This window comes from Cryobacterium sp. TMT1-66-1 (genome assembly GCF_004403435.1).
Lineage (GTDB): Bacteria > Actinomycetota > Actinomycetes > Actinomycetales > Microbacteriaceae > Cryobacterium > Cryobacterium flavum.
This window is the reverse complement of sequence record NZ_SOGP01000011.1, coordinates 98,985-123,778: the sequence shown is the minus strand read 5'-3', so window position 1 is coordinate 123,778 and position 24,794 is coordinate 98,985. Positions and strand designations below refer to the sequence as shown.

The 24,794-nt window shown below is 65.1% G+C and carries 23 protein-coding genes and 1 tRNA gene; 10 read left to right on the top strand and 14 right to left on the bottom strand.

The features are described from left to right. Positions 1-7 precede the first annotated feature (7 nt). Positions 8-559: a pyridoxal 5'-phosphate synthase gene (locus tag E3T29_RS09700; RefSeq protein ID WP_134345260.1), complete on the top strand. Its 552-nt coding sequence runs from the start codon at positions 8-10 to the stop codon at positions 557-559. 127 nt (positions 560-686) lie between these two features. On the opposite strand, the gene E3T29_RS09695 is transcribed toward E3T29_RS09700, so the two are convergent. From E3T29_RS09695 to E3T29_RS09685, 3 genes are read right to left on the bottom strand one after another with little or no spacing between them, the layout of a single operon-like run. Further along, entirely contained in the window at positions 687-1,697 is a 1,011-nt protein-coding gene (locus E3T29_RS09695; RefSeq protein ID WP_134345259.1) for an acetamidase/formamidase family protein, read from the bottom strand. A 4-nt stretch (positions 1,698-1,701) separates the two neighbouring features. Further along, positions 1,702-3,117 (bottom strand): APC family permease, encoded by a 1,416-nt coding sequence (locus tag E3T29_RS09690; protein WP_134345258.1) that lies wholly within the window; start codon positions 3,115-3,117, stop codon positions 1,702-1,704. A 58-nt stretch (positions 3,118-3,175) separates the two neighbouring features. Next, positions 3,176-4,285 carry an ABC transporter substrate-binding protein gene (locus E3T29_RS09685; RefSeq protein ID WP_166792375.1) on the bottom strand — a complete coding sequence of 370 codons (1,110 nt, stop codon included), beginning with the start codon at positions 4,283-4,285 and terminating at the stop codon, positions 3,176-3,178. 39 nt (positions 4,286-4,324) lie between these two features. On the opposite strand from E3T29_RS09685, the gene E3T29_RS20695 reads away from it, so the two are divergent. Further along, positions 4,325-4,822, top strand: coding sequence for a MarR family winged helix-turn-helix transcriptional regulator (locus E3T29_RS20695; RefSeq protein WP_134345256.1), 498 nt, complete (start codon positions 4,325-4,327; stop codon positions 4,820-4,822). A 108-nt stretch (positions 4,823-4,930) separates the two neighbouring features. On the opposite strand, the gene E3T29_RS09675 is transcribed toward E3T29_RS20695, so the two are convergent. Further along, positions 4,931-5,003, bottom strand: a tRNA-Lys gene (locus E3T29_RS09675). Between the two features lie 95 nt (positions 5,004-5,098). Between E3T29_RS09675 and E3T29_RS09670 the strand changes: the two genes are divergently transcribed. The 4 genes from E3T29_RS09670 (at position 5,099) to E3T29_RS09655 (ending at position 8,747) form a co-directional block, all read left to right on the top strand. Beyond that, positions 5,099-5,728 carry a DNA-directed RNA polymerase subunit beta gene (locus E3T29_RS09670; RefSeq protein ID WP_092339233.1) on the top strand — a complete coding sequence of 210 codons (630 nt, stop codon included), beginning with the start codon at positions 5,099-5,101 and terminating at the stop codon, positions 5,726-5,728. A 435-nt stretch (positions 5,729-6,163) separates the two neighbouring features. Then, positions 6,164-6,748, top strand: coding sequence for a sigma-70 family RNA polymerase sigma factor (locus E3T29_RS09665; protein ID WP_166789926.1), 585 nt, complete (start codon positions 6,164-6,166; stop codon positions 6,746-6,748). Beyond that, positions 6,745-7,665 (top strand): anti-sigma factor domain-containing protein, encoded by a 921-nt coding sequence (locus E3T29_RS09660; protein WP_134345255.1) that lies wholly within the window; start codon positions 6,745-6,747, stop codon positions 7,663-7,665. Before E3T29_RS09665 ends, E3T29_RS09660 begins: the two co-directional genes overlap by 4 nt. A 194-nt stretch (positions 7,666-7,859) precedes the next feature. Then, the gene (locus E3T29_RS09655; RefSeq protein ID WP_134345254.1) at positions 7,860-8,747 is read left to right on the top strand and encodes an aminodeoxychorismate lyase; all 888 of its coding nucleotides are present in this window, start codon (positions 7,860-7,862) and stop codon (positions 8,745-8,747) included. A 135-nt stretch (positions 8,748-8,882) separates the two neighbouring features. On the opposite strand, the gene E3T29_RS09650 is transcribed toward E3T29_RS09655, so the two are convergent. The 4 genes from E3T29_RS09650 to E3T29_RS09635 all read right to left on the bottom strand — a co-directional run bounded on the left by E3T29_RS09650 (position 8,883) and on the right by E3T29_RS09635 (position 13,827). Next, the gene (locus E3T29_RS09650; RefSeq protein ID WP_134345253.1) at positions 8,883-9,419 is read right to left on the bottom strand and encodes a signal peptidase I; all 537 of its coding nucleotides are present in this window, start codon (positions 9,417-9,419) and stop codon (positions 8,883-8,885) included. After that, positions 9,416-12,517, bottom strand: a complete 3,102-nt coding sequence (locus E3T29_RS09645; RefSeq protein ID WP_134345252.1) for an RCC1 domain-containing protein — start codon at positions 12,515-12,517, stop codon at positions 9,416-9,418. Before E3T29_RS09645 ends, E3T29_RS09650 begins: the two co-directional genes overlap by 4 nt. 44 nt (positions 12,518-12,561) lie before the next feature. Then, positions 12,562-13,119: a hypothetical protein gene (locus tag E3T29_RS09640; protein WP_134345251.1), complete on the bottom strand. Its 558-nt coding sequence runs from the start codon at positions 13,117-13,119 to the stop codon at positions 12,562-12,564. Positions 13,120-13,206: 87 nt separating this feature from the next. After that, positions 13,207-13,827, bottom strand: coding sequence for a hypothetical protein (locus tag E3T29_RS09635; RefSeq protein WP_166792374.1), 621 nt, complete (start codon positions 13,825-13,827; stop codon positions 13,207-13,209). A 417-nt stretch (positions 13,828-14,244) separates the two neighbouring features. Between E3T29_RS09635 and E3T29_RS09630 the strand changes: the two genes are divergently transcribed. The 3 genes from E3T29_RS09630 (at position 14,245) to E3T29_RS09620 (ending at position 18,245) form a co-directional block, all read left to right on the top strand. Then, positions 14,245-15,555, top strand: coding sequence for a UDP-glucose/GDP-mannose dehydrogenase family protein (locus E3T29_RS09630; RefSeq protein ID WP_092339224.1), 1,311 nt, complete (start codon positions 14,245-14,247; stop codon positions 15,553-15,555). Between the two features lie 111 nt (positions 15,556-15,666). Beyond that, entirely contained in the window at positions 15,667-17,064 is a 1,398-nt protein-coding gene (locus E3T29_RS09625) for a DMT family transporter (RefSeq protein WP_134345249.1), read from the top strand. Between the two features lie 101 nt (positions 17,065-17,165). Further along, the gene (locus tag E3T29_RS09620) at positions 17,166-18,245 is read left to right on the top strand and encodes a YeiH family protein (RefSeq protein WP_134345248.1); all 1,080 of its coding nucleotides are present in this window, start codon (positions 17,166-17,168) and stop codon (positions 18,243-18,245) included. 122 nt (positions 18,246-18,367) lie between these two features. On the opposite strand, the gene E3T29_RS09615 is transcribed toward E3T29_RS09620, so the two are convergent. Beyond that, the gene (locus tag E3T29_RS09615; RefSeq protein WP_166792373.1) at positions 18,368-19,078 is read right to left on the bottom strand and encodes a copper homeostasis protein CutC; all 711 of its coding nucleotides are present in this window, start codon (positions 19,076-19,078) and stop codon (positions 18,368-18,370) included. A 94-nt stretch (positions 19,079-19,172) separates the two neighbouring features. Here E3T29_RS09615 and E3T29_RS09610 point away from each other — a divergent pair, with 94 nt between their 5' ends. Continuing rightward, positions 19,173-19,958: a glucosamine-6-phosphate deaminase gene (locus E3T29_RS09610; protein WP_134345246.1), complete on the top strand. Its 786-nt coding sequence runs from the start codon at positions 19,173-19,175 to the stop codon at positions 19,956-19,958. Here E3T29_RS09610 and nagA read toward each other — a convergent pair. Genes nagA through E3T29_RS09585 form a run of 5 tightly spaced genes read right to left on the bottom strand, consistent with a single transcriptional unit; the run spans position 19,955 to position 24,733 of the window. Further along, the gene (gene nagA, locus E3T29_RS09605; protein ID WP_241987746.1) at positions 19,955-21,103 is read right to left on the bottom strand and encodes an N-acetylglucosamine-6-phosphate deacetylase; all 1,149 of its coding nucleotides are present in this window, start codon (positions 21,101-21,103) and stop codon (positions 19,955-19,957) included. The two genes, E3T29_RS09610 and nagA, sit on opposite strands and share 4 nt — an antisense overlap. Further along, positions 21,100-21,888 (bottom strand): DeoR/GlpR family DNA-binding transcription regulator, encoded by a 789-nt coding sequence (locus tag E3T29_RS09600; RefSeq protein ID WP_134345245.1) that lies wholly within the window; start codon positions 21,886-21,888, stop codon positions 21,100-21,102. Before E3T29_RS09600 ends, nagA begins: the two co-directional genes overlap by 4 nt. A 45-nt stretch (positions 21,889-21,933) precedes the next feature. Then, the gene (locus E3T29_RS09595) at positions 21,934-22,875 is read right to left on the bottom strand and encodes a 1-phosphofructokinase family hexose kinase (protein WP_134345244.1); all 942 of its coding nucleotides are present in this window, start codon (positions 22,873-22,875) and stop codon (positions 21,934-21,936) included. Then, complete coding sequence (locus E3T29_RS09590) at positions 22,872-23,843, bottom strand: ROK family protein (RefSeq protein WP_241987745.1); 972 nt, start codon at positions 23,841-23,843, stop codon at positions 22,872-22,874. Before E3T29_RS09590 ends, E3T29_RS09595 begins: the two co-directional genes overlap by 4 nt. Next, entirely contained in the window at positions 23,840-24,733 is an 894-nt protein-coding gene (locus E3T29_RS09585; protein WP_134345243.1) for an SIS domain-containing protein, read from the bottom strand. Before E3T29_RS09585 ends, E3T29_RS09590 begins: the two co-directional genes overlap by 4 nt. Between the last annotated feature and the right edge of the window lie 61 nt (positions 24,734-24,794).

Here is a 24,794-nt window from a genome sequence, read left to right as displayed (position 1 = left end):
TCGCCGCGTGAGTGATTCCCTGCGTCGACGCCTACGGGCCCTGCCCGATTTTCCGGCGGACCTGCCCGCCTTCGATCCGGCCACGGCGCCGACCTCGCCGGTCGACCTCTTTCTCAAATGGCTCGAGCAGTCGCTGGCCGCCGGCGTGCCCCAGCCGCACGCCTTCAGCCTCGCGACGTCCACTGCAACCGGCGAGGTGTCGTCGCGCATGCTCATTCTGAAAAACCTCGAGCCGGCTTCCTCGGGCACGAACGCGGGCGTCGACTTCGGGGCCTGGCACTTCGCCAGCACCCGGACATCGCGCAAGGGGCGCGAGCTCACCGCCAACCCGCGTGCGGCCATGAACTTCTATTGGGCGGCCCTCGGGAGGCAGGTGCGAGTGGTCGGCGCGGTGTCTCTGTTGTCGGCTGAGGCATCCGCTCTGGACTGGGAGGAACGCCCCGGCGCCGACGGACGGTCCAACCCCGACTGGCAGCTCTACGCCCTGCTTCCCACCGAGATCGAGTTCTGGCAGGCGAGCGGCGATCGCCACCATATCCGTCACCGCTACGCGCTCTAAATGCCGGCCTACCGCCTAGGTTCGCCTGATAGGGCGTGGCCGGCCCGTCGCCCGACAGCGCTGCAGGGGCCGTCACCGCCACACAGGCTCAGGTCTGGGCACCCGAACCTGCGGGACAACGGCGGCGCTATCGTGCTGCCAGGTATTCCACGGCCGCAGTGCGCAAACGACCGTGAACTCCGCCGTAGGCCTGCGTATCCTTCAAAGTCCACTTGGGCAGTTTTGCCAACATCGTGTAATTGGGATCGCACACGTTGGCGGCCGGAGCGAGTCCCATCTGGCTGACCAGTTGATACGCATCGAGAGTGTCGAGACCGGTGAGATCGGATGCCCAGTTCACAAGGTCTTTCTGGCTGATCCGGAAGGCGTCTTCCAAGGGTCGAGCTGACCCGGTACTCATGATGAACTCGTCGTTCTCGAGTCGGGGCCACGCCGAAGCGCCGCCCTTGATGAGGTCCAGGGCGATGACCGAGTTCATGGCCGACTCAAGTCCGGTGCCACACACCTCGCCCTCTCCCTGGCGCGCGTGACCATCTCCGAGGGACAGCATCGCCCCGGCGACGTTGACCGGAAGGTAGAGCGTTGTTCCGGCTCTCGCTTCAGGGGTATCCATATTGCCACCGTGGGTGGAGGGCGTCACCACCAACCGAACCTCGCCTCCCGCTGGAGCAACACCCACGGTTCCGTGCATCGGATCGAGTGGGAGCGCGAGCGTGTAGTCCGAGTTCTTGGCGCGAAAAGTGGCCGTCCAGGCATCCAGATCGATGTCGTAAAACCACACCCGCTCTTCGAGCGGCTCATGCAGCATCGCTGTTTCGTGCGTCGCTGAGAGAGCGCCGAAGAGCGGGAAGGTGCTGGAGATGGCGTACCGGCGCGCCGGGATGATTGAAACGAAATGTACGGCCAGCACGTCACCGGGTTCCGCGCCGATCACTTCGATCGGCCCGGAGACCGGATTAAGTTCGTTGAACGGCACAATTTGACTGGGAAAATCCTCGGGGGTTTTCACCCGTCCGCCGAAGCAATCCTCCGTGCTGACTTCAACGATGTCGCCGGGGTGCACGCTCAGCAGGGGAGCGCGCCCCCCGAACACGTAGGAGTACTGTTCGGGGAGCGGAGTGAGCTGGTGTATGGCCATGTCGCTACCGCGTTTCGCTCGGTGTGGACACGGGGACGGGATTGGTCATGCGACCCGTTTTGTAGAGTAAGGCCGCGACCACAATTCCTATGATCAGCCAGGCCACGCCGAGGATTTGGGCGGACACTCGGGCGTTGTAGAGCACAAAGGCGAGAACCACGAACCCCAGGACCGGGAAAATCAGGTGTACGAACCACCGCCGGGACTTCTGCTTGACGATGAACCACCACACGACCGACACATTCAACAGCAGGAATGCTGTTAGCGCGCCAAAGTTGACCAGGGCCGCGATAGCACCGAGTCCATCCGGCAGTACTGTCAGAAACAGTCCGAGGATGAGGGAGATGGCCGCGACCAAAAATGTCGCATTGACCGGCACGCTGTGTTTCTCGCTCACTTTGGCGAGGAATTTGGGCAGCTGGCGGTCGCGCGCCATCGCATAGAGCAGGCGGGAAGTCGATGCCTGCGCGACGAGTGCATTGGCGAAACCCCAGGCGATGGCGGTCGATGCTGCAGTCAGGACATACATGAACGGACCACCGGCGACTGCGGCCGCTTCATAGAAAGCCACTCCCGTGGGGTCGCCATTGGCGATCAGGGCTGCAGGGTCTTCCACCAGCATGGACGCGACCCAGGTTTGTGCGATGAACAAAACACCCAGCAGGCAGAGCGCGGCGATCATGGATCGACCAAGCGATTTGCTGCTGCCGCTGTTTTCTTCGGCCAGGGTGGAGATTCCATCGAAGCCCAGAAACGACAACACGGCAATGGACGCGGCGCCGAACAGCAGGGGGAGGGAGAACGTTTCAGAATTGTAGAAAGCATCGAAGCTGAAGCCCTGGCCCTTGCCCTGCGAGACGGCGACGATGCCGACGATCAGGAAAACGGCCAGTACCAAGAGTTCGAGCACCAACATGACACGGATCACCACGGCCGCAAGGTAGATACCCAGGTAGTTGATAAACGTGTTGAGTGCGACGAAGAGAATCAGCCACAGCCAGATGGGAATCTGGCTGATGATTCCGTTCATCGCGATGGCGGCGACGAAGTACAGCAGGGTCGGGATGAGAATGTAGTCGAGCAGAATCATCCAACCGGCGATGAAGCCGACCGGGCGGTTGATCCCGCGACCGGCGTAGGTGTAGACGGAACCGGCCATCGGAAAGGCCTGGGCCATTTGCGAGTAAGAATTGGCCGAGAACATCATGGCGACCAACGCGATGATGTATGCGATCGGCGGCATCCCGCCCGAATCGTGAAAAACGCCACCGAAGATGGCGAATGGGGCGATAGGGACCATGAAGATCAGGCCGTAAATGATGAGGTCGCTGAAAGTCAGCGTTCTTTTGAGTTCCTGCTTGTAGCCAAATTGTTCAATACCGGAAGTGGCCAAGCCGCCAGACTTGGTCGTGGTGCTCATACGTGGTCCAATCGTCGTCGACAGACGTCATTGTTTCCAAGTGGAAATTTTCATCAGGCTACACCCCGTTGGGCATGCCGACAATCTCAAGATCGGTGCCATTGGCACGCGCCAAGCGCATTGGCCTGCGGGTGAGGTCGAATCCAAGCTCGGGACGATCACCAGGAACGCCCGCAGTTGCGGCAAAGAACTGTTCGGCCGCGTTGGCAGCTGAGCTACTTGCCAGCAAACCACTCATGCACAGGGCGGCCAGCAGATGCACACCGTCATAGCACCCCTCGGCATAGGAACCGGGAAGCGGCGCCGTCAGCCCGAAGCGTGCGACGTAGGATTCCAGTAGCCGAAGGTGTCGATCATCACCCTGCTGCAAGAAAGTGGGCATGGCGGAATAGAGTTCGCCGCTTGAGTCGCCCCCGACGGCGACCAGACAATTTTCGTCGAGGGCGGTGCATAGCCTCACGAAGGACTGGCCGGCATCCAACTCGGTAACTCCGCGGTGAAATTCGATGCCATCGCGGCCAACCAACGAGACCAGGATCGCGTCGGCGCGAGCCCGTCTGGCTGCCGCCACGAGTTCAGCCGCATCGACGTGCCCCATCGGCACAAGTCGATCCAACACGATGTGCTGCCCGAGTTCCCGCAGCACCGTCGTCGCCGCTCGGTGTACTTGACGCGGCCAGACATAGTCGCTTCCAATGAGCGCCCATCGTGTTATCCGTCTATTCCGAGCCAACCATGCGATCGGCTGGCGCAGATGGTCTTTCGGGTCGCTGCCGAGAAAGACGTTCCCTGCCCGGTCCCGACTGAACTCGTGCGGCGGAGTGAAAACGTAGGGCACCCTGTCGGCCACCCGCGCCGCCACGGCCACTCGAACATTGGACGTGTGGGTTCCCACCAGGCCTTCAACCAGGCCAGCTCCGACCAGGAGGTCGACCTCACGTGCGACGGTCTCGGGCAGTCCGCCGGCGTCGACCAGGACCAGTTCTAAGACCGTCTCCGTGGCTAGAGAGATCTCCTCCCCGGCCAGAATCGCGCAATTGATGACGGCCGGGCCAGCCACGCCGAGTAAACCCGAAAGCGGGGCGAGAAGTCCCAGCCGCAGTGCGTGGGGAGACGGGCCGCTCAGGAGAACTTCGCTCGGGAGTAATAAGCTGACCGGTGGCGTCATTGGTCCATTATCACGTCTGGAAATATCCAGCCCCATCACATGTACCTGCTGAGGAGTGAAATGGCGGAGGACTCGCACGGTAATCGCCCTGGGTCAGAATTTGCGGCCCCGCTGGCTGAGCTGGTCTGGACACTGTCCGACCTCGAACGGCGCTTAGCGCTTGGGTTGACAAACGCGCTCTCGGAAGAGGGTACAACGCCCGATCAGTGGCGAATTTTGGAGACACTAGAAAGGCTCGACTCGCCGACGATGGGGGAGTTAGCCGAGGTGTCGGGTATGGCGAACGCGAGCCTGAGCCGAACGGTCGACGCACTGGAAGACACGGCGTGTGCCTTTCGATTACCGACCGTTACCGACCGCAGACGAATCACAGTGCATGTGTCCGACCGGGGCCGTGACAAACTCGCGCGCATTCGTCAGATTGTCGTCGCCTGGGAGCAAACGCTTCAGCAGCGGCTCGGACCAGATGCCGCAACAGCCTTACTTGAAGCCGCCGACTTCGCCACGCGGGCGCTAGGGGGCGCTAGGGGGCGCTAGGAGCGAACCTTGACCGGCAATCTCGGCGCGCTCCGCCCTTCTAACAGAAATGCGCACCGAATCCGGGGGATTCGGTGCGCATTTGCCGCGCCACGTGCGCGATCATTGTGGGCCCCGTCGGGCTCGAACCGACGACCCAAGGATTAAAAGTCCTTTGCTCTACCAACTGAGCTAGAGGCCCGTAGGTTCTAATCTACCGTGGATTCGCGCCCAGCTTTTCTGGGTAGCGTGGGGGACAGCAAAAAACCGCCGTCTGAACCCGAAGGAGAACCCGCCGTGGCCGACAACTTTCACAAGCCCACCCTGTTCGCGGGGATCAAATTCGAGGCATTCCAGGGCGGCGACGATCCGGCGGCCATCAGCCGCGTCGCGCACGAGACCGCGCAGGCGCTGCTCAACCGGGTGCGCAGCGACCCCGACCCGGAGACTGTCGAACGCCTGGTCGCCTACACCGACGAAAACGGAATCGACGCTGTCGCTGAGCTGTGGTCGCGGGCCACGCCGCGCAGCCTGCCGGGCGCACTCTGGCGCATCTATCTCATTCGTATGCTGATTCGGCAGGATCCGGAGGGGTGCGCGTACCTGTACCAACGGGGAACGGATGCCGCCGCCACGATCGATCCGCTCGTCGCGGGCGCCGCCGTGCCCACTGGCCCGGCCGAGATCATGATCCTCGCCGATGAAATTCTGCGCGGACTGTTCACCGGCGACTTCGCGGTGGCGCTGGATCGTGGGGCCGCCTACTGTCGGGTCACCGCCGTCGGGGCCGCGAGCATCGCCGACGATCTCGAGCTGACCGAACCGCACCGCTCGTCGGAGCTGACCACGCGAGCGCTGCGATTCTCCACGACAGCGGCCGAGTTCGCCGCCTGCGCGCGCCTCTGGCGCCGCGACTCCCTGGAGTAGGTGGGCCTAGCCCTTCGCGCAGGGGCTGCCGTTCGAGTCTGGTCTCGCACCTTCTCACCGTGGTCGGGCCCAGGCCCCGTCCACGGGCCCAGTCTATAAACTGGGCCCGTGTTCATAAGGTGGGCCCGGACGTGCGCAACCTGTGCGCCACGGGCGAACATTCGACGCCGGCCGGTCCGCTCGAATACACTGGAGTCTGGTCGGGCCGCAGTAATCCCGGGTTCCATTATTCGCCGCTTCGAGCGGCCTCGCGCCGAGAGGTGCTCTGCGGCCCGACCTTCTTCAACACCGCGAGGCGTCATACCGGTCCCGGCGGCGCAGCGCGGCCGCAGGCATCCGCTTTTGGCGAATTGCTTGCCGCCAAGACCAATCCGTTATCGACTTCGCACCGAACCCTAGTCATGCAACGGGAAAAGACCTGACATGCTAGATCTCATGACTGTTGATCCCGCCGGAGACCTCGCGCCGCCAGCCCCTGCCACCAAGGAGGAGTTGCTCGGACGTGTGGCCCGCGGCGACCAATCGGCATTCGGAGAACTGTATGACCAGATCGCCCCGCGGGTGCTTGGTCTGGTCAAGCGTCTGCTCGTCGACCACGCACAGTCGGAAGAAGTGACTCAGGAGATTTTCCTGGAGATCTGGCAGTCGGCGTCGCGGTACGAACCCACGCGTGGTGGCGCGAGCACCTGGATCCTCACGATGGCACACCGGCGAGCGGTCGACCGAATTCGATCGTCGCAGGCCGGACGCGACCGTGATACCAAAATTGGAATCCGTGACCTGGCCGTTGCCTACGATCACGTGGCCGAAACTGTTGAAGTACGACTTGAACATGAAAGGGTGGAGAGGGCGATGACTCGATTGACTCAGCTGCAGCGTCAGGCTGTGAGCCTCGCGTATTACGGCGGGTTCAGTCACAGCGAGGTCGCCGATATGCTCCACATTCCGTTGGGCACCGTGAAAACGCGGTTGCGCGACGGCCTCATCCGTCTGCGCGACGAATTGGGCGTGGCATCATGACCGGCCGTAACGAGCATCACCCGGCCGATCTGGCTGGTGCTTACGCCCTGCACGCCCTCGACGCCGACGACACGGCCACCTTTGAAGCCCACCTCGCCGAATCCGAGCGGGCCCGCATCGAGGCTGCCGAGTTGAACGACACCGCGGTGGCCCTCGGCCTCGCCGTGGCGCCCGTGCAGCCGTCCGCCGCGCTCAAGGCGAACCTCATGTCCCTGCTCGCGTCGACCCCGCAGCTTCCGCCGCTTACGGCCGGCACAACGGATGCCCTCACCTCCGTTACCAACGCAGCTCCCGTCGTTGCCCCGATCGCCACCCCGACCCTGCCCGCGGGGCCGACCTCCACGACGCCGAATTCCGGTGGCGGCGCGCCCGCCGGCTCCGCGTCGGCGGTCACGGACATCAATTCCGGTACCGCGTCCGGCCCGCACCGAACGGCAACCGAGCGGGCCCAGGCCCGCTGGTTCAAGCGTCCGGCACAGTTCATGCTGGCGGCCGCGGCCGCGGTCGCGCTGTTCATCGGCGGATCCTTCTTCGGTCAGGTGCTGAACAGCAATCAGTTCGAGTCCCAGCAGGCCTCCGGACTCGCCCAGATCAACGCGGCCGACGACTCGCAACGCGCCGCGACGACCACCGCCAACGGGCAGGAAGCAACCCTGGTCTGGTCGAACAAACTTGGAATCTCCGCGGTGCTGGTTGACAAGCTGCCCGTGCTGCCGAGCGATCAGGACTATCAACTCTGGTACATCAACGGGGACGGCGCAGCTTCGGCCGGAACCTTCGACTCGACCGGCGATGGTACGGCCTGGCGCGTGCTTGACGGCACGATGCACGCCGGCGACCAGGTGGGTGTCACCGTGGAACCCAACGGCGGATCCGACCAGCCCACGACCAACCCCATCGTCGCGTTCCAGAGCTAACTGGCCGAGGCGGCCTCAGCTCGGCCGCCCACGCCGCGCCGGTCCCAGGTCGGCCGCCAGCCTGTGAGGGGGCGCAATTCGTCCTTTCCGCGCTCTTGCGTCCCCTCGCGGGCGACGCGGCGGGCCCGGGTGGAAGCATCCGTTTCACCGGAGCGGATGCCCACCCAGGCCGGGCGCGAAGTAGGCTCAGGGGCATGAGATTGCCCTTCACCCTGCTAATCGACCCCGTGCCCGCCGACTCGCTGCAGCAGGACTTCAGCGACACGTTCCACGAGATGGAATCGACCGCCCCGGCGCTGCGCGTCGGCGAGTTGAGCACCCAGCGCGGCGACGGAATCTTCGAGACCCTCGCCGTCGTCGACGGCCACCCGCAGGAGGTGGAGCCGCACATCAGCCGGCTGCGCAACTCTGCGCGCATCTGCGAGCTTCCGGTGCCGAATGCCGAGCAGTGGCGGGCCGCGATCGCCTACGCCGTGTCGCGCATTCCGCAGCGGGGCGCGATCGCCCTCAAGTTCGTGCTTAGCCGCGGCGTCGAGCACGGTCCGGCGCCCACGGCCTGGTTGCACGCGGCTGCGGCGTCGGACTTCACGGCTGTGCGCGCGAACGGCGTGCGGGTGGTCACTCTCGACCGCGGCTATCCGCGCGGGGCTGCCGAGAAGGCCCCCTGGCTGCTGATGGGCGCGAAAACGCTCAGCTATGCGGTGAACATGGCGGCGATTCGCGAGGCGCACCGTCGCGGCGCCGACGACACCATCTTTCTCACCACCGACGGCTTCGTCATGGAGGGTCCGACCTCAAGTGTCGTGCTGCGCATCAATGGCGAGTATGTGACGCCCGCGCCGAGCGGCGCTATTCTGCACGGCACCACGCAGCAGAGCATGTTCGACTACCTGCGCGCGCAGGGTTCACGCGTGGAATACCGCGACGTCACGCTCGAGGAACTTCGCCACGCGGATGCCGCCTGGCTCGTCTCCAGCGTGCGCCTCGCCGTGTCCGTGGTCGCCCTCGACGGCGAGCCGTTTCCCGCCGATCAGGTGCTGACCGACGCCCTGAACGCGTACCTGCTGGGCCGCACGGCGTAGTCGGGAGCTTCGCCGCGCCCGCTACCGGCCAGCGCGCCACCTTTGGCTGGCGCGCCGACCCGAAGCTGGCGCGCCGACCCGAAGCTGGCGCGCCGACGGTGGTCGCGGCGGGCCGCGGCATCCGTTGACACCGCCTTAAGTGGATGCCGACCCCGCGAGACCCCGCCGCCGGCCCGACAGCGGCAGCACCGCGAGCCCCACGATGATGGCGAGCAGAAAGAGTCGGGCCGGCAGCGACTCCGTGCTGCGCAGCAGGCCGGCGATCGGTTGGCCGACCACTCCGGTCACCGTGCCGACCACGCGGCGTTGCACGAGTTTGGTGACATCGGCGCTGCTGTTGGCGTCACCCTGGGTAGTGGCCTCGGCGCCGTCGACCGCGATGATGCGGTGCGTGTAGACGGCCCCGGTTTCGTCCCGCATGGTCACCACGGCGCCGGCAACGAGGTCGTCGCCGGTCGGCGGTGCCAGCAACACGATGTCGCCATACAGGTATGTGGGCGCCATCGACCCGCCGTCCACGCTCACGAGCTGCTGCCCCGACACCCAGGTGAACGCTGTGGGCCCGATCAGCGTCACCAGGATCACCCCGATCAGCAGCATTCGCCCGGTCGCCAGGACAGCGCGCAGCGTTGATCGCGGCGGTGTCGGTCGGTCGGTCACCGATTCACTCACTCACTCGTCTTCAGCCCGGTGAACCCGCTCGGTGCCGGCGTGAACCCGGCAGCAGTGTACGACAGCTGGTAGTAGTAGGTCGTGCCAGGAGTGAGGGAGCAGGTCACGTCGGCGCCCGCGCCGGTGGAAACTGCGCCGGCCGGGCAACTCCAGCTCTGGAAAATAGTGGGGTCGGTCGGGACCGGCACTGCGGAGTTCGTGGTGCTTCCGTCACCCAGCTGCCCACTGGCATTGTTGCCCCAGCAGTACACCGAGCCAGCGGCGATCGCGCAGGTCCCGTTTACTGCGGCATCGACAACCGCGACGTTCTGGTCTGCGAGCACACCGGTTCGCACGACTTCACGCGGTAAATAGGAGGAGGTCGTAGTCCCGTCGCCGAGTTGAGAACTCCCGTTGAGGCCCCAGCAATAGGCAACGCCACTGGCGGCTGCACAGGCGTGATAGCTGTCGACGCTGACGTCGGTGGCCGTTTGTCCAACGAGAAGCCCGCCAACGGCAGTGGGCGTTGCGCGCCACGCCGTCGTGCCATCGCCAACTTGGCCGTTGCCGTTGCCACCCCAACAATAGACCGCGCCTGCTGCCACGGCGCAGCTGAATCCATTTGCCGAATCGACCCTGGTCGTTCCAGCCGGGAGACCAATCACTGGAAGTGGTGTCAGCTCCATTTCGTCGTCGGTACCCGTACCGAGTTGACGGTACCAGTTGCTGCCCGAGCAGTACACGCTGCCATCGGCAATGGCACAGGTGTGGGTGTTGCCGGCGGTGATCGAGGTGACCGTCTTGCCGATCAGGTCGCCGACGAGGGCAATGGGCACCAACTGCTGATCGGTGGTGCCGATGCCCAGCTGTCCCCACCAATTGGCTCCCCAGCAATAAGCCCGCGCGTCGGCAACGGCGCAGGTGCTCGACTGGCTCGCGCTGATGCTGGTGACGTTGGATTTCGACGCGAGTTCGCCCTCGACACGCTCCGGCGTTAGGTGGTTTGTGGTCGTGTTGTCGCCGAGCTGCCCGTAGCCGTTCGTTCCCCAACAGTAGGCCTGACCCTCGGCCGTGGCGCAGGTGTAGTATTCGCCGGCCGAGATGGTGGTGACGGTTTTACCGTCGAGCAGACCGCCGACCGGCGTCGGCGTGGGCTTCGTGATGGTGGTTCCGTCGCCGAGCTGGCCGTAGTCGTTTTCGCCCCAGCAATAAGCGGATCCACCAGCAAGGGCGCAGGTATGGGAGAATCCGGCAGACACAGATGTGACAGTCTGCCCTCTAATGTCGCCAGACAACCCGCCAGCATCCGTCTTCGTCAGGTCAGCGCCGGTGTACACCGTGGTCGGGTCGCTGCCGTCGGCACTCAGTGAACGCTGCAGCGTGTAGCTCGGGTCGATGCCGGCCCCCCACGACGCATCGGGCCAGTCCACGCTCAAAGCGGTCGACGTGGATGCCGCGCCCCGGCTGGGCGAACCGGCTGCAGCGGGCGCGGTGGTCGCGACCGGCAGCCATCCGCTTGACGGGGCCGTCCACTCACCCACCGTGTAGGAGAGCTGGTAGTAGTAGGTCGTGGCGGGGGTGAGGGAGCAGGTGTCGCCGGTCAGGATCGCACCGGTCGGGCAGACCCATTCCGAAAAAGCCTTCGTGGAAACGGAGGTCGGCGTCGGCGACGCTGCCCCGGCCGCACCGTTCCCCAGTTCGCCGGAGTCATTCCTTCCCCAGCAGTAGCCTGCACCGTCAGAGAGAGCGCAGCTGTGCCACCGGCCGGCACTTACCTCCGTGATGATCTCCCCAGAAAGGGCGCCGTTGGTCACCGCGGCTACCGGTGAACGTTGTGTGACAGACCCGCCGTCACCCAGCTCTGAAAAGACGTTGGTGCCCCAGCAATACGGTTTTCCGTCGGCGATAGCGCAGGCGTGAATCTCGCCGACGGTGACGGCCGTGGCATCCAAACCGGTCAATGCTCCTGCGAGTGCAATCGGTGTGACACTTCCCCCTGGGGCGGATTCGCTGCCAAGCTGACCGTTGCCGTTCCGGCCCCAGCACAAGACGATTGCTCCTGCAACCGCGCACTGCGTGCCATTCGATGAGCTAATACTCGTGACGGGTTGCGCGTCTGGCAGCCCAACAACAGCGGAGGGTGTCAAGACATACATCTCGGAGGTGCTGACACCGAGGAACCCTTCGGAGTTGTTCCCCCAGCAGAGTGCGGCGTCACCGGCGATGGCACACGTCTGGAAGCGGCCAGGGCGGATGGCCGTGACGGGCGCGGTGGCCAGAATGCCACCGACCAGAGCGGAAGTTTTGCGGTTCCCTGTTCTCGTTCCGTCGCCCAGTTCGCCGGAAGAGTTGTCTCCCCAGCAGTAGGCCTGGTCGGCGGCGATGGCGCAGCTGTGCGAATAGCCGGCATTGATCTGCGTGGGGAGAGTTGCGGCGAGAGCGCCGGTCACCACCACCGGTGACCGGCTGCTGGTTGTGGTGTTATCGCCGAGTTGGCCATAGTCGTTGTTACCCCAGCAGTAGGCCGCGCCGGACGCGATGGCGCAGGTGTGGTCGATGCCGGCGCTCAGCGCGGTGACAGTCTGGCCGGCCAGAGCTTCTCCTCCAACCAGGGTTGGCACGTCGCGGCTTTGGGTGGTTCCGTCACCCAGCTGTCCATTGCCGTTGCTGCCCCAGCAGTATGCGGCCCCATCGGCTATCACGCAGCTGTGCGCGTTTCCGGAGCTGAGTGAAGAAAGCACCTTACCCTCCAGCACTCCGGGCAGCCCACCGGCATCCGTTGTCGCCAGGTCAGCACCGCTGTACACCGTGGCTGGGTTGCTGCCGTCGGCGCTCAGCGAGCGCTGAACTGTGTAGTCCGCTGCTGCGCCCGGGTCGACCGGTGCGGCCTCCCAGCCGAGTGAGAGGCCGGTCACACCTGCGGCGGTCAGAGCCGGGCCGGTCGGTGCTGTGAGAGTTGCTGTGCTGACCGCGTTGCCCATAACGGTGGCCTGCCCGGTGAAGTCTGCTCCACTACCCAGCAGGGGTGTCGCGGTGACAATCAGCAGCGCGCTGACGGTCGTGAGGGCTGCGCGGCGCACGCGGCGCAGCGTGGAGGTGGGCTGGATGGACTTCGACATGCGGGGTTCCGTTCAATGGGAGGCGGTGGTGGGCGTGGTGCGCCCTATTCCGGAACGATCTGTTTGGCATCGATGACGATGTTGAAGCCTGCGGTCGCGCCCTGAGCCAGATCGGTCGCGTTGCTGTTCAGCGTCACGGTGATCGTCGCCTCGCCGCTGGTCCCCGCCGAGAACACGCCGGCGTTGAGCAGGTCGGGCAGGGCAGCCAGCGTGCCGGTCTCGGTGACGGTACCACTGGTAATGGTCACGTCAAACCACCCCAGAATGGCGACCTTGTCGTCGACAGCCGCGGTTGAGGTGACGGCTTCAACACTGACCGAATACCGGGCGGGAACGGATCCGGTGTTGTCGAACTCGATCACCTTCTGCGTGCCGGCAACGCCGGGAAGCAGGTCGGTGACCGCCATGGCGACGGTCTCGGTTTCCACGGTGAGCGTGGCGGCCGCGACGCTGTTCGGTCCGATGGTCACCTCGTCGGTGAACAGAGCGGTCGTGCTGAGAAAGCCGCCTGCGCCGATTGCGACGACGGCGCTGCCGGCAAGAAACGCGAGGATCTTTGGTCGCAGGCGGTGGGAGGGCATGGATTCGATGTTGGTGGTCATGATTTCCCTTAGCTCACTAGAACTGGGTTGTGGATGAGTTGTGTTTGAAAGTGGATGCTGCCGGCCCGGCGGATCGCCGACGTACGGTCACACCTCGCGCGCGCTGATCAGGGACTCGAAGTGCACGACCGCGCCCTGCATCTCGTTGCCGGCATTGGCCCGCACGGAGATCGCGTAAGTGAGAACCAGCTGACTACCGGCCGGGATACGCAGGGCCACCGTCGTGGGAACGGCGTCGAGGTTGCCCGTGGCAACGAGCGTCGACGCGGTGGATCCGGCGAGCAACCGCGCGACGAACCCTGAGGCAGTCGACGTGTTGTTGATCACCCGCGTCGCCACGGTGACCTCGATGTCGAAATCGGCCGGGTTGTTCATCGTGAAGCGCAGGGCGTGGCTGGCCTCGCCGGGCTGCAGGGTCGCGGTGGTAGAGCCTTGATTGATCTGCAGGTCAGTGACGTCGAGCAGGGAGCAGGTATTTGTTTTTGTGGCCGTGGGAGTGGCCTGAGCCGACGGGATTGCGCTGCCCCCGAGAACGAAGACCGCGAGGAGCACGGCCAGCAGTCCGCCCGCCATGCGGTTGCGGCGATGCCGGTAGACCGCGACCACGACGAGGAGCCCTGTGATCAGCAGCCCCACAGCCAGAAGTGCGGTGGCGGCGCCGTCGAATCCGGTTGAGGTGAGCACGCCGGTCGCAGGCGTGTTGGACACCACGACAGTGCACGCGTCTTCCATGGAAAGCAAGACCATTCCCCCTAATTTGATGCGGACTGTTAGCTCATCACCACCTTGGTGTGAATCAGCTCCTATAGCACCCGTATACGAAATTACGTACTGTCGAGTCGGTGCGGTATCCCCAGAACGGGCGGCCAGTGACCTTCGTCGCCGGAATGTCTGCTGATTCAGGAGCGGTTTCGAGCGTCGTCAAACGGATGCCCCACGCCGGCGCGCTGTGGCCCGCTCGTGGGAGCCCCACCCTGGACTGGCCCGGGCCCGGACATGGAATGCACGGTGCTCGGAAACCGGCGGTGGGAGTGGGAGGCAGGGGCCCGGCATCCGTTTGTTAACCTGCTCGAATTGGGGTGACGTGCAGCGCCCACTATGCTCTGGGAGGACCGAGAGGAATAAATGAGAATTTCTGTCATTGGATGCGGCTACCTGGGCGCCGTGCACGCGTCGGCCATGGCTGAGCTGGGGCACGAGGTCATCGGTATCGATGTCGACGCTGTCAAGATCGCCCAACTTGCCATCGGTAAGCCACCCTTCTTTGAACCTGGCCTGCCCGAGGTTCTCACGTCCGCCATGAACAGCGGTCGCCTGCGCTTCAGCACCGACATAGCGGATGCCGCCGGCTCGCAGGTACACTTCATCGCCGTCGGAACCCCGCAGAAGCTCGGCAGCTACAGCGCCGACCTGCGCTACGTCGATGCGTCGATCGAATCGCTCATTCCGCACCTGGCCGACGGCGACCTCGTCGTGGGCAAGAGCACAGTTCCGGTCGGAACCGCCGCGCGCCTGGCCGAGCTCATCGAGTCCGGCAGCGGCGCCTCGCTGGCCTGGAACCCCGAGTTTCTGCGCGAGGGATTCGCCGTGCAGGACACCATCAGCCCCGACCGCCTGGTCTACGGCGTCGCTCCGGGCGATAAAGGCGAGCATGCCACCGCGCTGCTCAACGAGATCTACGCCACGGCGCTCGCTGCCGACACCCCCCTGGTCATCACCGACTATGCGACCGCGGAGCTGGTCAAGGTCGCCGCGAACGCGTTCCTCGCTACCAAGATCAGCTTCATCAATGCCATGGCCGAGATCGCCGAGGTCACCGGTGCCGACGTCACCCAGCTGGCGGATGCCATCGGTTACGACGGCCGCATCGGTCGCCGCTTCCTCGGCGCCGGCGTCGGTTTCGGCGGTGGGTGCCTGCCCAAAGACATCCGTGCCTTCACCGCCCGCGCCGAAGAGCTGGGGCGCGGCGAGTCCGTAGCCTTCCTCAAGGAGATCGACAAGATCAACCTGCGTCGCCGCCAGCGCGTGGTCGACCTGACCGTAGGGGCCCTCGGCGACGGCGTCTACAACGCCAAGGTCGCGGTGCTTGGCCTGAGTTTCAAGCCGCACTCCGATGACGTGCGTGACTCGCCGGCGCTCGACGTGGCCGTGCAGTTGCGCGGCCTGGGTGCCGACGTGGTGGCGACCGACCCGCAGGCCATCGAGAACTCGCGGGCGCGGCATCCGCAACTCAACTACGAGGAGTCGCTCGAAGAGACCCTGCGGGGAGCGGATGCCGTCGTGCTCGTCACCGAGTGGCCCGAGTTTCGGCACCTCGACCCGGTCTGGGCTGGTGCGCTCGTTCGTACCAAGACCGTGGTCGACGGCCGAAACGCCCTCGATCCCGCAGCCTGGCGTGCTGCCGGTTGGACCTATCACGGCCTCGGTCGCCCGTAGTACTTCGGACGGGGCCCGGGCCCCGTCCGCGGGCCCAGTTTTGAACGCGTTCTTACCTGGGCCGGCCGCGTTGCACTAGTCTCGAGACACACTTCAAGGGAATCGGGTCTCGTGCGACGCTGGCTGGCTCGACCCGATGTGCTCATGGTCGCGGCCACGGCCCCGACGTATGTCGCCACGCGTGAAGCCCTCACAGCGCTCTCCCCGCAGGATCTCACCGCCGTGCGTTTTCTCGTCGGCGCCGCCATCATCGGCCTCTATCTGCTCATCACCCGGCAGCGGCTCACGCTGCGGCGCCACGATATCCCGCGAATGATCGCCGTCTCGCTCTGCGGTTATGCCGGCTACGGCATGCTGCTCAACCTCGGCCAGGCCACCGTTCCCGCGGGAACCACCAGCCTGCTGCTCAATATCTCGCCGGTGTTCGCGTTCATTCTCGGCTACTTCGTGCTCGTCGAACGCACCACCCGGCTCGGCTACCTTGGCATGGTCATCGCGGTCGGCGGCGTCATCGTGATCACGCTCGGCGGCGGAAGCGCGACCGGGTTCAACGGCAACGCCCTCCTCATCGTGGGCGCCGCTCTGCTGCTGTCGGTCTTTCTGATCGTGCAGCAGCCGCTGTTCGCGCGGGTATCTCCCATTGAAACCGTGTTCTGGGGCTGTGCCATCGGCGGTTTCACCGCGCTGCCCACGGCCCGGTTCGCGATCGATCCCAGTCGGCTGACGGCATCCGTTTGGGTGGCGCTGGTGGTACTGGTGGTCGTGAGCACCGTGCTCGGCTACTGCCTCTGGAACCAGACCCTGTCGCGCACGAGCGTCGCCGAGGGCGGTTCGCTGCTGCTGATCGTGCCGATTTTCTCGCTGCTCCTGGGCTGGCTGCTGCTCGGCGAAGTGCCGACGATTGCCGCGCTGGTCGGGGGAGGCGCGGCCTTGCTCGGGGTCGTTATGCTCTCCCGGGCAACGTCGCGGCGCAAGCAGGCGGGGCTCGGGCTGCTCACCGGGGCGATTCCGATCGTCGGTGTGCTCGCCGGCGCGGTGCCGATCATCGGACTTCCGCGCGAGCACGAAGACGTGGCCGACCTCACGCTATCGCCGGATCTTGCCGCCCAGCTCTGTGACATCGCCATCGAGGCCGCGGATGCCGTCGGCGCCCAGTTGGTCACAGTGTCACTCTGGCGGGACGAATTCGAGGATCTGGTACGCGTGTACTCCAGCCGGCCGCACGTCTACCAACTCGGCGGAATCTCGTCGGAGCTGGATCCGAACTGGGTCGAGCAGTGTGTCATCGGGCAGCGTTCCTTTCTGGCCGACGACGAGGCGGGCGGCTTTGGAGCGCTCACCGCACCGAACTTGACCGCCACAGTGAACGCCGTCATCGTCGACGACGCCGGATTTCTCGGCAGCCTGAACTTTCTCGACGCGTCGGGCGTTTATACGTCGGCCAGCGTCGAGCAGGCCGAGGTCTTCGCCGCGCGCCTGGCGCCGGTGTTGCGGCGCGTGTCGGTCTGAGGCGCCGGGCCCACCTTATGAACCGTGGCCCAGGTTAGAAGCTGGGCCCACGGACGGGGCCCGGGCCCGTCCAGAGAACCAGCGCGCCTAGACTTGTCTGAATGTGGCTTCGGGGAGTACTCGTGGCGGCCCTCGCCGCCCTCGCTGCCTGGGGCGTGCATGCCGCCGTCCCCGCGGTCCCGCTGCTGACCATGGCCGTCGTGCTCGGAATCGTCGTCGGCCAGATTCCGGCCGTACGTCCCGTGCTCGCCGGGGCCCTCGCGCCCGGGCTGGCCGTCGCGGCCAAACCGTTCATGCAGCTCGGAATCGTGCTGCTCGGCCTCAAACTCAGCCTCGTCGACATAGCAGCTCTCGGCTGGGTGACCATCGTGACGACCGTCGCCATCGTGCTGCTCACGTTCGCCGGTACCCTCGGTCTCGGCCGCTGGTTCGGCCTGCCCGGCCATCAACCCCTGCTCATCGCCACCGGATTCAGTATCTGCGGCGCTTCCGCCATCGGCGCCATGAGCGGCGTCGTCAAGGCCAAAGATGAAGAGACCGCCACCCCGATCGCCCTGGTGACTCTGTGTGGAACCCTCGCGATCGCCGTGTTGCCGCTGCTGTGGCATCCGCTCGGATTGAGCAGTCTGCAATTCGGACACTGGGTCGGCGCCGGCGTGCACGACGTCGGCCAGGTCGTCGCGACAGCGCAAATTGCCGGCTCGGGCGCGCTCGCGGTGGCCCTCGTCGTCAAACTCACCCGCGTGCTCATGCTCGCGCCGGTCGTGGCCATCGCGTCCATCGTCGAGCGCCACCGGCTTGCCACTCTCGAGGCGGATGCCGCCGCTCCCGCTGCCTCCGATGTATCCAGGCCTGCTGCCGGCGACCCGACTGCCGGCGACGCCGCTGTGTCTGAACCGGCCACCCGGAGCAACCGGCCGAAGCCTCCACCGATCGTTCCGCTTTTCGTTGCCGGATTCATCGTGGCCATGCTGATACGCACGTTCGCTCCGCTGTCCGATCAGGTGCCCGAGGTCGCCGACCTGGTGCAGACCGCACTGCTGGCCATGGCGCTCTTCGCCCTCGGTGCGGCCGTCAACCTCGGCACCCTGCTGCGCTCGGGCAGTCGAGCGCTCGCGGTCGGGCTGCTGTCCTGGACGCTGATCGCGGCTCTGGCCTTCGGAGCCGTGCAGCTTTCCTGACTTTCACCCCGCTTCAAAAGCCGCTGCAAAACCTGCTCCGACCCGCGGGAGACGGCCGGGCGAACGCCGCTGCAACCCGCGGCAAGGCCGTTCCGCGGGCGTACGCCGCACGTTCACCGGGCTTAGTGCGGCCCGGCGAGCGCCCCGATCACCGAACGAATGGTGTCGAAGTCCGTGGCCAAAGTTCCCGTGCCGAGTGGGCTGGCAACCTGGGCGCGCAAATGAACCTCACTAACCCCGGTCGATGCCACCAGCGCTGCCACATTGTGCGCCCGAACCCCACCGCCGGCCAGGATGCGCACGGCCGAGCCGTGCTGGCGGAGGTCACGCAGCGCCCCTCCGCCGTCAATCGCCGTGGTCTGTCCGCCGGAAGTGAGAACGCGTTCAACGCCGAGTTCGCCGAGTTGTTCGAGGGCGGCGCCCAGGTCGAACACTTCGTCAAAAGCCTTGTGAAAGGTGACCGGTAGCTCTGCCGCGTCGGCGATCAAACGACGCATCGCGGTCTGATCGATGTGGTTGTCGCGCGTCAGCACACCCAGTACCAGGCCGACCCGCACGGCCGTGCCGGTGGCGGCGCGCCGAATTGCCCGAATGTCGGCCTGCATCACCGAGAGCTCCGACGCCGAGTTCACGAAGTTGCCGCCGCGTGGGCGAACCATCACCTGCACGCCAACGCGTCCGACGGAATCGAGCACACGCGTGAGCAGCCCAATGCTCGGAGTGGTGCCGCCCTCGACCAGATTGCCGCACAATTCGACCCGGTCGGCTCCGGCCCGCTCGGCCACGAGCGCTCCGTCCAGGTCATCGATGCAAATTTCGACGAGTGTGTGCATGAAAGTGTCCTGCCGCATTGATTCAGAAATGATTGCAAATGATTATTATATGTATTATAGAATCAAATACAATCACACCGGAAGTGAGCCCCCATTGGCCGAGATCGTTGTTGTAGAGAACAAACGAGCAGCTGGCGATCTGATCGCCGAGTCGATTCGGGCACTTATCGAGTCCAAACCCGACGCCGTGCTCGGGTTGGCGACTGGTTCAACCCCCTTGCCGGTGTACGCGTCACTGGCTCGATCGTTCTCGGAGCGTCCCCTCGATGTCTCGAGAGTGCGAGGTTTCGCCCTCGACGAGTACGTCGGGCTGCCGGCCGGCCACCCCGAGAGCTACCGGATGGTCATCGCGCGAGACGTCGTAGAGCCGCTGGGACTGTCCCCGGCCAATGTCCATGTGCCCAATGGCGACGTCGCCACGCTTTCCACTGCTGGTGCTGAGTACGAACGAGCACTGATCGCGGCGGGTGGAGTAGACGTGCAAATACTCGGCATTGGTCGAACCGGGCACCTGGGGTTTAATGAGCCCAGCTCGTCGTTTGCATCCCTCACCCGAGTGAAGACGCTCGCCCGAAAATCCCGCGCCGACAATGCCCGGTTCTTTGAGTCGCCGGATGATGTTCCAGTGCATTGCATCACCCAGGGACTCGGCACAATTCTGCGCGCCAGGCACCTGGTGCTGCTGGCCTTCGGAGAAGGCAAAGCCGCCGCGTTGGCCGCGGCCGTTGAAGGGCCCCTCTCGGCCAGCCAGCCCGGCACCGCCATCCAACTGCACCCCCACGTCACCGTCGTCGTCGACGAAGCGGCCGCGAGCAAATTGGTCAACCTCGACTACTACAAGTACATCTGGGCGAACCGCCCAGCCTGGCAGACGATCTAAGTCAGCTCACGCCCCGCGGCAAATACCGCTTCGACAGCAAGACCTTCGCCCAGCAGCACGGCGTCCGCCGCATAGCCGGCGGCCAGTAACCCCAGGTCGTGACCGCGACCGATGGCTCGGGCCGGTGTCTCCGTGAGCGCGGTGATGGCCTCGGCGATCGGCACGCCCGCCCCGGTCACAGCTCGGCGCAGCGCGACATCGAGGGTCAGCGTCGAGCCGGCAATCGATCCGCCATCGGTCAGCCGGGCGACGCCGTCGGTTACCGTCACGGCGAGCGAGCCCAGAAGATAGGCGCCGTCCGAGGCGCCAGTGGCGGCCATGGCATCCGTCACGAGGGCTATCCGGCCGGGCGCGCCCGCGAAGGCCAGCCGCACGACTTCCGGGTGCACATGGACGCCATCGTTGATGATCTCGAGGGTGACGCCTGCGGAATGCGTCGCGGCAGCCACGGGTCCGGGCGCGCGGTGATGGATGCCTTTCATCCCGTTGAAAGCGTGGGTCAAGATTGTCGCCCCCGCATCGAAGGCCGCGAGCGTTGTGGAATAGTCAGCGGCACTGTGTCCCACGGCGACCACAACACCAGCGTCGACGAGTTGCGCAATCGCGTCGATCGCCCCGGGCAACTCGGGGGCCAGCGTCATCTGGCGCAACTGTCCGTGAGCGTTCGCGAGCAGTCGATCGATCCGTTTCGCATCCGGGGCACTGAGCAGGGTGGGGTCATGGGCGCCACGGTAGGTCTGGTCGAGAAACGGCCCCTCGAGATGGGCGCCGAGAATGAGCGCATCGTGCTGTGCCAGGTCGGCAACGATCGCGACCCGCCGCTCGAGATCCGCCTGACTGGCGGTCACGAGCGACAAGACGCTCCGGGTTGTGCCGTGACGGCGGTGTACCTGCAGCGCCGTGGTGATGCCCTCGGCACCGTCGTCGAAAGCGGCGCCTCCGGCCCCGTGGCAGTGGATGTCTACGAAACCCGGCGAGAGTATGCGGCCGGCAGCGTCCGTGATTCGGGTGGTGGCCGTGGCCAGGCCGCGCCAGGTTGCACCTGTTCCGGTAGCGCTGATCGTGTCGCCGGAGAAAGCAACCCATGAGTCCGGCGTGGTCGCGCCGCCCGAAATCATCCTGGCGGAGTGAATAACGTGTGTCACTGGCCGACGATTACTTCGAGCCCCGCCTCGGCGAACGCCGACAGCTGATCCGCGGTGATTCCCGAATCCGTGATCAACGCGCTGAAGACCGTTAGGGCACCCAGAGTGGCAAAAGCTGTCGTTCCAATCTTGCTCGAATCGGCCACCACGAAAGCCCTCGTGGCACGCCGGGCCATGAGCGAGTTCACCGCGGCTTCTCGTTCGTCATTGACCGTGGCGCCGCGGATCGGATCGATTCCGTTGACGCCGATGAACGCGAGGTCAAGGGTTACCTGATTGAGTACCTCGGCACTGTACGGGCCGACGAGCTCATAGGACCGCGAATGCACCACCCCTCCGGTGACGACGGTCTTGATTTGAGGTCGCATGGCGAGCTGCGCCGCAATGTTGATGGCATTCGTGACGACGGTCAGATTGGAGTGGGGGCTGGCCTCCATAATGTCTGCGCGGGCAACGAGCACACTCGCGATGGCCGTACTGGTCGTGCCACCGCAGAGGCCGATGACATCCCCGCGCTCTATGAGTGAACTCGCCGCTACCGCAATCTTCTGCTTCTCCGGGGCGTGTTGCTCCCGCTTGTAACGCACGGGGAGATCGTAGGCGACGACCTGACCGGTGGCTCCTCCGCGCGTTCGGGTGAGCAGCTGTTGCGAAGCGAGCGTGTCGAGATCGCGTCGCGCCGTCGCGGCGGACACCTGGAGTTTCGTGATTATGTCGTCGACCTCAAGATGGCCCGATTCAGCCAGAAGGTCCAGCACAGCGATCAGACGCTCGGCGCGGTTCATGATTTCTCGTTTCTCAAGCTTCTCAGTTGCAAATCTATCCCGACGTTATGGCCCGGGTTCGTCGACAAGGCGATCCACGACGAGTTCCTCGACGAAGTTCGTAAATTGAGGAGAAATTTCTCCGGCCAGGGGCATGAGGACGGCAGCGGCAGACCAGGCGGTGGCTTGCCGCAGCAGGGCATCGGTATTCGTTATTCCCGCGGCTAACGAGACGGCGACGGCCGCCACGGCCGCATCCCCGGCACCGGTGGCGTTGCCCGCCAGCACTCGCGGTAGTCGTGCGTGCAGTGATGAATGCGGATGCTCGCGCGATACGGCAAGCATGCCCCGCTCTCCCAGCGACACCAGGACTAGTCCGGCGCCCAACTGCACCAGAGCGCGGGCGCCACCGACCGGGTCGACCATCCCCGTGGCGGCGACAAGTTCCTCACGATTCGGCTTGAGCACAGACGCACCCGAACGTGCTGCGGCCAGGAGTCCCGGCCCAGACGTATCGATGATGCTCGGAATCCCGCGTTCGCGCGCCACTTTCACCAGCTGGGCGTAGAAGGCTTCATCGGCGCCGCTCGGCAGGCTGCCGGAGCCCACCAGACATCGTGCGCCGGCCAGGGCAGCTGTCGTCTCTCCGGTCAGTCGGAGCCACTCCTGCCGCGTGTGGTTCTGGCCGTGCTCGTTCAAAATCGTGGTTTGTTCGCGCCCAGAATCAACGAGAGCGATAGTCCGCCGGGTGTCCGCTTCCACGGCGACTATGTAATGACGTATGCCCGCCTGTACGAGATCGTCCACGAGCGCTTGACCGGTGCGACCGCCGGCCGTCGCTACAGCCAATACGGGCTGGCCCTGCTGGTGGATGACCCGCGCCACGTTGAGTCCTTTACCGCCAGCACGAGCGACAGCGGTGGGCACCCTGTTGGTTTCCCCAAAACGGATGTCCGGGTGCAGGTACGTGAGGTCCACTGCGGAATTCGGCGTGACCGTGACGATCATTGGGCTACTCCGGCAGCGACTGCAGCAGCACGGGCATGGAGCGATGCCCCGAGAAGTCCGGCATTTTCACCGATACTGGCCGCGACCACGACCGGCTTTCGTTGGAAGCTCAGGAGATTGTCAACGCGCGTGCGCAGCGGGATGAGGAGTGCCGCGCCGGCCTGAGCCAGACCACCGCCGATCACAATGGCCTCGGGGGCCAGCACCGCTGCCAGCTGCGCGATGCTCAAAGCTAGGGCGTCGAGGGCGTCGTTCCAGATCGACTGCGCTTGGGGATCACCGTCGACGGCTCGCTCAATGATTTCTTTGGCGCCGGGCATCTTCGTTCCCGTGGCCCGCTCGTAGCGGCGCACGATGGCACCGGCCGATGCGATGGTTTCGAGACAGCCGGTCGAACCACAGGCGCACAGTTCGCCCGCCGGGTCGATGATGGCGTGCCCCAACTCACCGGCGTATCCGCCCGCCGAATGAGCTCGCCCCCCGATGAACAGCGACGCCGCAATGCCGGTGCCGATCACGACGACGGCCACATCTCGGTATGGCCGGGCTGCGCCGAGCCGGAATTCCGCTTCCCCGGCTGCGCGGACATCGTGGGAAAACGATGCGGGCATGCCCAGACGTTTCTCGGCGAGATGTTTGAAGGGGGCATCCGCCCACTGCAGATTGGCCGCGCGGATCCCGATTCCCTGATCGTCATCGACGATGCCCGGGGCGATAAGCCCGACCGCCAGTGGTTGCACGAGCGGGAAGTCCGTCGCAAAACCGGCGGTGAGGTCCGCAATTTCTTGCATCACGGCATCGACGGTGTGCACACCACGATGCGGTGTGGGGACTCGGGTCAGACCGAGCATGGCACCGGACGCATCGAACAGCGCGGCCTTGATGTCGGTCCCACCAATGTCGAAGGCGACGACGGCTGCACCATCCCCGAGGGGCTCAATTGAGACGGCCGCGGGAAAGTTGGTCACGAGTCGAGTATGACTGACCGCGTCAGGCTCCGAGGCAGGTCGGGGTTGAGGCCCTTGGCGCGGGCGCGGAGCAAAGCGAGCTTGTGTACGCGCACGAGGTTGGCCAGCGGGTCGAGGGCGCTCGTTTCGAAGCGTGCGCCGGTGGCGAGCACATCCTCTCGAATACCTGCGGGCGCCGCGCCGAACATCCAGGTGATGCGCCCGGGGGCGGCGATGCTGATTGGACCGTGTCGATATTCCATCGCGGGGTAGGACTCGGTCCAGGACTGTGTCGCCTCGCGCATTTTGAGTGCGGCCTCGTGAGCCAGACCGACGGTCCAGCCCCGGCCGAGAAAGGTGATCTGTTCTGCGCCGATGATCCCGTCATCGAGTTCGTCTGCGACCGCCAACTCGGCGTCAGCGATGGCCGTGCTGAGATCTTCGCCGAGGCTCGCGCGGAGAAAAGCGAGCGCCGTGGTCGCGAATCGAGTCTGCACGACCGACTGCTCATCGGCGAACGGCAGGGCGATGAGGTCATCCACCTCGTCAACGAACGGCGAGGTCGTGTCGCCGACGATTCCAACGATCCGAGTTCGACCGCGGTGTGCCTTCACAATGTCGAGCACTTCAGTCGTGGTCCCGGAGCGAGTGAGGGCAATGATGGCGTCATAATCGCGATCGATGAAGGCCTCGGAGGCCGAGAAAGCGTCCGTCACCCCGTGGCCGGCGCTCTCGCGCAAGGCCGCGTAGGACTGGGCCATGAACCAGGAAGTGCCGCAGCCAACCATGGCGACTTTCTGCCCACGAGAGGGGAGCAGTCGCTGTTCATCGGTCATCGCAACGGCACGGGCCCAGGTCTCGGGTTGTGAGGCCAGTTCCGTCGCCATGTGTTCTTCGGTGGATGTCGTCATGACCGTGGCTCCTCGGTAAGTTGTGGATCTTTCGGATTGATTGGTTGCGATCATTCAGGTG

Coding starts and splice junctions, on each gene's coding strand:
- E3T29_RS09695 (WP_134345259.1), bottom strand. CDS start 1,697: ATGGCCATACACCAGCTCACTCCGCTCCCCGAACAGTACTCCTACGTG.
- E3T29_RS09665 (WP_166789926.1), top strand. CDS start 6,164: ATGACTGTTGATCCCGCCGGAGACCTCGCGCCGCCAGCCCCTGCCACC.
- E3T29_RS09615 (WP_166792373.1), bottom strand. CDS start 19,078: ATGCACACACTCGTCGAAATTTGCATCGATGACCTGGACGGAGCGCTC.
- E3T29_RS09585 (WP_134345243.1), bottom strand. CDS start 24,733: ATGACGACATCCACCGAAGAACACATGGCGACGGAACTGGCCTCACAA.
- E3T29_RS20695 (WP_134345256.1), top strand. CDS start 4,325: ATGTACCTGCTGAGGAGTGAAATGGCGGAGGACTCGCACGGTAATCGC.
- E3T29_RS09600 (WP_134345245.1), bottom strand. CDS start 21,888: ATGAACCGCGCCGAGCGTCTGATCGCTGTGCTGGACCTTCTGGCTGAA.
- E3T29_RS09660 (WP_134345255.1), top strand. CDS start 6,745: ATGACCGGCCGTAACGAGCATCACCCGGCCGATCTGGCTGGTGCTTAC.
- E3T29_RS09690 (WP_134345258.1), bottom strand. CDS start 3,117: ATGAGCACCACGACCAAGTCTGGCGGCTTGGCCACTTCCGGTATTGAA.
- E3T29_RS09595 (WP_134345244.1), bottom strand. CDS start 22,875: ATGATCGTCACGGTCACGCCGAATTCCGCAGTGGACCTCACGTACCTG.
- E3T29_RS09620 (WP_134345248.1), top strand. CDS start 17,166: ATGTGGCTTCGGGGAGTACTCGTGGCGGCCCTCGCCGCCCTCGCTGCC.
- E3T29_RS09630 (WP_092339224.1), top strand. CDS start 14,245: ATGAGAATTTCTGTCATTGGATGCGGCTACCTGGGCGCCGTGCACGCG.
- E3T29_RS09645 (WP_134345252.1), bottom strand. CDS start 12,517: ATGTCGAAGTCCATCCAGCCCACCTCCACGCTGCGCCGCGTGCGCCGC.
- E3T29_RS09685 (WP_166792375.1), bottom strand. CDS start 4,285: ATGACGCCACCGGTCAGCTTATTACTCCCGAGCGAAGTTCTCCTGAGC.
- E3T29_RS09655 (WP_134345254.1), top strand. CDS start 7,860: ATGAGATTGCCCTTCACCCTGCTAATCGACCCCGTGCCCGCCGACTCG.
- E3T29_RS09640 (WP_134345251.1), bottom strand. CDS start 13,119: ATGACCACCAACATCGAATCCATGCCCTCCCACCGCCTGCGACCAAAG.